The 7,038-nt window shown below is 75.0% G+C and carries 6 protein-coding genes; 3 read left to right on the top strand and 3 right to left on the bottom strand.

Annotated features, from left to right (window positions below; genetic code table 11):
• Positions 1–1,355: MMPL family transporter (locus ACFV61_RS32920; RefSeq protein ID WP_380495672.1), on the bottom strand; the 1,355-nt coding region annotated here is incomplete at its 3' end.
• Positions 1,356–1,762: 407 nt separating this feature from the next.
• On the opposite strand from ACFV61_RS32920, the gene ACFV61_RS32915 reads away from it, so the two are divergent.
• Positions 1,763–3,067 carry a sensor histidine kinase gene (locus ACFV61_RS32915; RefSeq protein ID WP_380483669.1) on the top strand — a complete coding sequence of 435 codons (1,305 nt, stop codon included), beginning with the start codon at positions 1,763–1,765 and terminating at the stop codon, positions 3,065–3,067.
• 44 nt (positions 3,068–3,111) lie between these two features.
• Positions 3,112–3,819, top strand: coding sequence for a response regulator transcription factor (locus ACFV61_RS32910; protein ID WP_280683184.1), 708 nt, complete (start codon positions 3,112–3,114; stop codon positions 3,817–3,819).
• A gap of 294 nt (positions 3,820–4,113) precedes the next feature.
• Here ACFV61_RS32910 and ACFV61_RS32905 read toward each other — a convergent pair whose 3' ends face one another.
• Positions 4,114–4,782, bottom strand: coding sequence for a TetR/AcrR family transcriptional regulator C-terminal domain-containing protein (locus ACFV61_RS32905; RefSeq protein ID WP_380495670.1), 669 nt, complete (start codon positions 4,780–4,782; stop codon positions 4,114–4,116).
• A 102-nt stretch (positions 4,783–4,884) separates the two neighbouring features.
• Here ACFV61_RS32905 and ACFV61_RS32900 point away from each other — a divergent pair, with 102 nt between their 5' ends.
• A complete protein-coding gene (locus ACFV61_RS32900) occupies positions 4,885–6,195 on the top strand; it encodes an MFS transporter (protein ID WP_380495668.1) in 1,311 nt (436 codons plus the stop codon).
• 38 nt (positions 6,196–6,233) lie between these two features.
• On the opposite strand, the gene ACFV61_RS32895 is transcribed toward ACFV61_RS32900, so the two are convergent.
• Positions 6,234–6,785 carry a hypothetical protein gene (locus tag ACFV61_RS32895; RefSeq protein ID WP_380495666.1) on the bottom strand — a complete coding sequence of 184 codons (552 nt, stop codon included), beginning with the start codon at positions 6,783–6,785 and terminating at the stop codon, positions 6,234–6,236.
• Between the last annotated feature and the right edge of the window lie 253 nt (positions 6,786–7,038).

Genomic DNA, 7,038 nt, shown 5'->3' with positions numbered 1-7,038 from the left:
GTGGTGCCGTCCGTGGTGACGACGTAGACGCTCGTCGGGTCGGAGACGCCGGCCGGCAGGGTGCGGGAGATCTCGGCGGCGGTGGCGGCGGCCGGGGTCCGGTCGCCGGCGCCGCCGAGGCCGTAGTCCATCCGGATCCCGGTCATCCCGGCGGCCAGCGCGCCGAGCAGGGCGAGGGCGGCGAGCAGCATCGGCAGCGGCCGCCGGGCGACGAGCGTGCCGAAGCGGGCGGCGAAGCCCTCGCCCGGCTGGCGGCGCAGGCTGCGGGAGGGCCAGAACATGCCGCGGCCGCAGGCGGCGAGCAGGGCGGGCATCATGGTGAGGCTGCCCAGCAGCATGACCAGGACGGCGACGGCGATGGCCGGGCCGAGCGAGCGGAACTGGCCGAAGCTGGCCACGCCGAGGGTGGCGAAGGCGGCGACGATGGTCAGCGCGGCCGAGGTGATCGCGGTGCCCACCCGGGCGGTCACCTGGGCGGCGGCTTCGCGGGCGGGCTGCTCGGGCCGGGCCCGCAGGTGCTCGCGGAAGCGGAAGAGCAGGAAGAGCAGGTAGTCGACGCCGATGCCGAGCAGGACCACGGAGACCAGCCCGGGGGTGCCGGCGTCGAGCTTGAGGCCGGTCAGCGTCGCGGCGACGGCCACGGCTCCGCCGGCCGCGCTGCCGATCATGGCGACGGCGAGCAGCGGCAGCAGGGCCGCCGCCACGCTGCGGAACACCAGCACGTTGAGCAGGACGATCAGCCCCATGACGAGCGCACTGCCGACCGTCGCGGCGGTGCGGTGGGAGTCGGCGGTGTCCACGGCGTCGGTCAGTCCCCCGGTGAACCCGGTGCGCATCCCGGCGTCGGCGAACTGGGCCCGGGTGGCGTCCCGGAACGCCCGGTAGACGCCCTGGACGCCCTCGGCCGCGGCGTTGCCGGTCAGTTCGACGGAGAGCAGTTCGAAGCCGCGGTCGGGCGCCACCATGGCCGGGGCGACCCGGGGGGTCTGGGACCGGTCGGGGACGAGGAAGGCCGGCTCGTCGTCCTTCCTGGGCATGACGACCCGGCGCTGGGCGAGCTTCGCCGCCTCGGCCTCGACCCGCTGCTGGTCGGCGGCGGTGAGCGCCTGGCCGTCGGTCCTGGCGACCAGCACCGTGACCGTGGTGGCGTCGGGCTTCATCCCGAAGTTCTCCTCGGCGATCCGCAGCGCGGCGGCCGAGTCGTAGCTCTTGGGCAGGAAGTCCCCGGTCTGGGACTGGGTGACGCGGGCGAGCAGCATCGGGCTCAGCAGGGCCAGGGAGAGTCCCAGCACCACCCAGAGGGTGATCACCTTCCACGGGTTCCTGGTGGAGTATCCGGTCAGTGCGCGGATCACGATTTCCTCCGGCGGTGGACGCGAGCGTCCGCAAGGTCGGTCTCGGCTCCGGGGATTCCCGGCCGGGTTCCAGACCATCACCCGGGGTGGGCCGCGGACGTCCCTGCGACGGACGATCCGCACCGGGGCCCCTGCTCCTCGGCCGGGCCCGGACCCGGGACCGTGGTCCTGGTCCGGGCCCCGTGATCGGCCGTGGGGACCATGCCGGGGCGGGGTGGGCCGATGCCAGAATGGGGTCATCGGGCCTGTTCAGAGCCTGTTCAGGGCCTGAAACAGGGTCTGATCGGGGCCTGATCGGGCTCATCGGGGCTCGTCAGGGCTCATCGGGGCTCGTGGCTCGGGGCTCGTGGCTCGTCAGGGCTCATCGGTGAGGCGCGGCGCGGGCCGGGCACGGAGGGGGAACGGACATGGGCGGTCATCAGCGCCCCGCGATGGACGCGGCACTCGGGGCGGACCCGGCACACCCGGCACACCGGGCGAGCGGGAGCCCGGGGCCCGGCGGGGTGGCGGACGCGCCGCCGGAGACCGACGGCGCGCCGTGGACCCACGCCGACGCACTGGTGGCCGCCTGCGTCTGCACGCTCGACCTGCTCAACTACCTGCTCTTCAGCGAGATGGACGGGGTACGCCGGGTGACCCCGCCGGGCCTGCTCCTCGTCGCGCTGTCGGCCCTGCCGCTGCTCGTCCGGCGCCGCCACCCGGTGCCGGCGCTCGCCGTGGTCCTGGCCGTCGAGGCCGCGATCGACCTGTCCACACCGGCGAGCACCCACTTCGGCGCCGTCCTGATGGTCGGCCTGTACTCGGTCGCCCGGGCCCGCCCCGCCCCGGTGACGGCGGCCGCCGCGGCGGCGACGACGGTGCTGACCACGCTGAGCCAGAGCCACCTGCGCGTCCCCTCCTGGCAGGCGCTCGCCGGCACCTCCTGCTCCACCCTGCTCGTGGCCGGCGCCGGCCTCGCCGTGGCGCGCTGGCAGCGGGAGGTCGCGGCCAACCGCAAACTGCTGGCCGAACGCGCGGTGGCCGACGAACGCCGCCGCATCGCACGGGAGTTGCACGACATCGTGGCGCACCACATCACCACCATGCAGCTGATGGCCGGCGGCGCCCGGGCCAACCTCGCCCACCCGGAGGTGGTCCGGGACGCCCTGGTCACCCTGGAGTCCTCCGGGCGACTGGCCCTGCGGGAGATGCGCCAGCTCCTGGACGTCCTGCGGGCCGGCGACGAACCGGACACCGCCCCGCCCTCGCCCCAGCCCGGGGCCGAGGACCTCGGCCGGCTGGTGGACGAGTCCCGGGTGGCCGGCCTGCCGACCGACTTCGGCGTCCACGGGCCCCGCCGCCCGCTGCCGCCCACCGTCGGCCTGACCGTGTTCCGGATCGTCCAGGAGGGCCTCACCAACGCCCGCAAGCACGCCGGGCCCGCCCGCGCGACCGTCACCCTGACGTACGGTCCGGACCGGGTCACCGTCGAGGTGCGCGACGACGGGGGCACGGCGGGCACGGGCGGCGCCGCACCGCAGGAGGCGGTGCCGGCCGGCGGCAGGAGCGGGTACGGCCTGATCGGCATGCGCGAGCGCGTCGCCCTGCACGGCGGCACCCTGCGGACCGGACCACGTCCGGAGGGCGGCTTCGCCGTCCTGGCCGACCTGCCACTGGCCCCGGAGGAGACGGCCGACGCGGCCGTCCAGCACGGAACGGCGACGGCCCGGTGAGCGCGCACGACGACGGCCCGGTGGGCGCGCACGGCGACGGCCCGGTGAGGTCGAACGACGGCGGCCCGGTGGGCGCGGTGGCACCGGGCATCCGGGTCCTCATCGCGGACGACCAGCCGCTGGTGCGGCGCGGCCTGTCCCTGATCCTCTCCCCCGACCCGTCCTTCGAGGTGGTGGGCGAGGCCGAGAACGGGGAGCAGGCCGTCACCGCCGCCCGCCTGCTGCGCCCCGACGTCGTGGTGATGGACATCCGGATGCCCGTGCTCGACGGGGTCGGCGCGACCCGGGAGCTGGCCCGCACCCTCCCCTCCTGCCGAGTCCTCGCCCTCAGCACCTTCGACATGGACGAGTACGTGGTGGCCGCGCTGCGCGCCGGCGCCCACGGGTTCCTGCCCAAGGACGTCTCGCCGGAGGAACTGGGCGCGGCGATCCGCACCGTCCACGCCGGCGAGGCGGTGGTCGCCCCGCGCCTGCTCACCCGGCTGATCTCCACCTACGTCCGGGCCCCGGTCGGCGCCCCGCCGCCGGTCACCGACACGGGCGGGCTGACGCCCCGGGAGGTCGAGGTGTGGCGGCTGATGGCCACCGGCCTCGACAACACCGAGATCGCCCGGGCCCTGGACATCAGCCTGTCGACGGTGAAGAACTACATCACCAGCATCTTCGGCAAGCTCGACGTCCGGGACCGCGCCCAGGCGGTCATCGCGGCCTACGAGTCCGGCCTGGTCACCGCGCGCACGGGCGGCGGGTAGCGGGGGCTTTCTGTCTGCGGGTCCTTGTCGACCGCGAGCTCTACCTGCCCAGGTCCTGGGCCGAGGACCAGGACCGCTGCCGCGCGGCGAAGATCCCCGGCCGACGCCTGGCAGCGGATCCGTGCGGTGCCGGCGCAAAGGGACCGCGCATCCACGACCGGGCGGCCATCCGGCTGCCCGCCGTGGCGGAGTTCGACTACCGGGGCGAGGTCCAGGTCCGCCAGCGGTGGGCACCGGCCCGCCGCAGCCTGAGCAGGCCCAGGGCGGTCATGGCGGTCATGGCGGTCATGGCGGTCACGCGAGCCCATCCGTCCCGAGTGCCTCGCGCGCGATCTCGGCCCGGAAGCCCTCGATCAGGACGCGCAGCCCGTACTCGAAGTCGGCGTCGTGGTCGGTCATGCGCAGCACGTCGGCCGCCTCGCGCAGCAGCGGGAGGTCGTGCAGGGCTTCGTCCGGGAAGGGCGGCCGGGCGCGGTCGGCGGCGTCCTGTCGCCAGGCCTGCTCCTCGGTGACCCAGCCCATGATGTAGCGGTCGATGGTGAGCAGCAGTCGCAGCGCGGTGCGGGGCCGCAGGCCGGCCTGCCGGAGGGCGTCCAGCTGGGCTTCGACGGCGGGTAGTTCGTCCTCGGTGGGCAGCGTTCCGGCGTGCACCCGGGCGCCGTCGCGGTAGGCGAGCAGGGCGTGGCGCTTGGCGCGGGCGTCGGCGGCGAGCCAGTCCGGCCAGTGCTCCGGATCCGGGCTGCGGTCGGCCGGGAGGGCCTCGGCGAGCATCGCCTCGGCCATCAGGTCGAGCAGTTCCCGCTTGTTCTTGAAGTGCCAGTACAACGCGGGCGACTGGACGCCGAGTTCGCGGGCCAGCCGCCGGGTGGTCAGGCCGTCGATGCCTTCCTCGTCGAGTACGCGCAGCGCGGTGCGCACCACCTCGTCGCGTTGCAGTGCCACCGCCGGCCGCCTCTCCGTCATTCGCTTGCCCACTCCACCTTATCGCCGCTAAGTTCCCGAGCTGGAATTTATCAGCGATAAGGAGAGCCGTCGTGGTCGACGGCCCGAAGGGACCACCACCCCATGACCTCCGGAACGGACCGCCCCCGGTCCCGACTGCTGCCGAACACCGCGCCCTGGCGGTCCTCCCGCGACTTCCGCCTCACCTGGACGGCCGGCACCGTCACCCTGCTCGGCTCCGTCCTGACCATGACGGCGATCCCGCTCCAGATCGCCGACCTCACCGGTTCACCGCTGGCCGTGGGCGCGGTCGGCGCCATCGAACTCCTGCCGACCATCGTGTTCGGCCTCTACGGGGGCGTCCTCGCCGACCGTGCCGACCGCCGAACCGTCGCCCTGGTCACCGAACTCGCACTCGCCGCACTGAGCGCCCTGCTGCTCGCCAACGCACTGCTCGGCACCCCCGCGCTCTGGCCGCTGTACGCGGCCGCCGGACTGGCAGCGGCACTGCAGGGCCTCCAGCAGCCCTCGGCGGAGGCGATGATCCCCCGGCTGGTACCGCCCGACCAGCTGGTGGCGGCGGGCAACCTGCTCTCGCTGCGCTGGAGCATCGCCGGGCTGGCCGGCCCGGCCACCGCCGGAGTGCTGATCGCCACGGCCGGCGTCCCGGCCGCCTACCTGGTCGACCTCGGCACCTTCCTGGTCTCGATCGCCCTGCTCACCCGGGTCCGGCCCGTCCCCTCACAGCGGGACGCCGAGGCACCGCGGCTGCGGGAGTTCGTCGACGGCGCCCGGTACGCGGCCCGCCGCCCCGACCTGCTGGGCACCTACCTGGCGGATCTCGCGGCCACCGTCTGCGCCCTGCCGACCGCGCTGTTCCCGTTCCTCGCCCAGGAGTTGGACGCGGTGTGGGCGCTCGGCCTGCTCTACTCGGCCGCTGCGGCGGGCGGCCTGCTCGCGGCCGCCACCGGCGGCTGGACCGAGCGGGTGCACCGGCACGGCCGACTGGTGCTGCTCTGCGCCGCCCTCGTCGGCGCGGCGACGGCCGCGGCCTCGTTCGCCCCCGGCCTGTGGGCCGTCCTGCTCTGCCTGCTCGTCGCGGGCGGCGCCAACCAGATCGGCGACACCTTCCGCAGCGCGATCTGGAACCAGTCCATTCCGGACGAACTTCGGGGCCGTGCCGCCGGTCTGGAGATGCTGATCGGCTCCGCCGGCCCCGCCCTCGGAGACCTGCGGGCCGGCGGTCTCGCCGCCCGGCAGGGCATCCGCGTCGCGCTGCGCACCGGCGGCCTGCTCTGCCTGGCCGGCACCGCCGCCCTGTCGGCCGCACTGCCCGCGCTCTGGCGCTACGACCAGCGCGACCAGCTAAGCCACCCCGACCAGCTAAACCACCTCGACCAGCCCGCCCGACCCGACCGACAACCCACGCCATGACCGCCCACCCCGACAGCGGCGAACCGGGGCGCCGCCCCTCAACCCCGGGCGGGCACCGTGGCGTGCCGGGCGATCAACGCGCCGAGCCGGCCCGGGTCGCCGGTGCCGCGCTTGGGCAGCAGGGTCAGCACGTGCGTCTGCTCGTCCCCGCCCAGCAGGACGAAGAGTTCGGGCGTCTCCAGGTGGTACGGAAGCTCCCGCCAGGCGAGTTCGGTGCTGGACACCGCGTTGGTGACGGTCACCCCGGCCTCGCCGAGGACGATCCGGAACTCGCCCTTGTCCGCCGCCATCCGCCGCACCTGACGCAGTTGCAGCCAGGGCAGTCCGACCACCAGCAGCAGCGCGACCGCGAGCATCACCAGGGCCGGCGGTCCCACCGTCCGGTCGGCGACCGAGGTCAGCACCGCGCCGGCCGCGGCGCAGGAGGCGATCAGGTACCTCGACCGCCGGGCCCGTCGACCCGCCGCCGTGCCCCGGGCCCGGGCCGCGAAGGCCGCCCGGAAGTCCGCGGTCGTCGGCGTGTAGCGGACCTCGACCGACTCCTCCACCTGCTTGCCGCCCTCCGCCCGCGCCCCCTCCGCACCCTCCACCCGCAACCCCTCCGTACCCTCCGCCCGACGCCTCTGCCGCCGGATGCTAGCAAAGGCCGTGTGCACCCGATCCATCACCCTCTCCCTCCCTTCGCGGTGACGCGATTCCGCCGCTCCCGGGCGGGCATCGTTGACCTCCCGCCGCACCCGGCGGTTGGCTCACCACGAGCCGGCCGCCGGGGAGTTCGGCGCGGCCGGCCGTACCCAGGGGAGGGACCAGATGACCCGCACACGTTCCGCACCACACCTGCTG

It is taken from the genome of Kitasatospora sp. NPDC059817, from assembly GCF_042731835.1.
GTDB lineage: Bacteria > Actinomycetota > Actinomycetes > Streptomycetales > Streptomycetaceae > Kitasatospora.
Note: the sequence above shows the minus strand (reverse complement) of the source record. Positions and strands in the feature narration are given on the sequence as shown.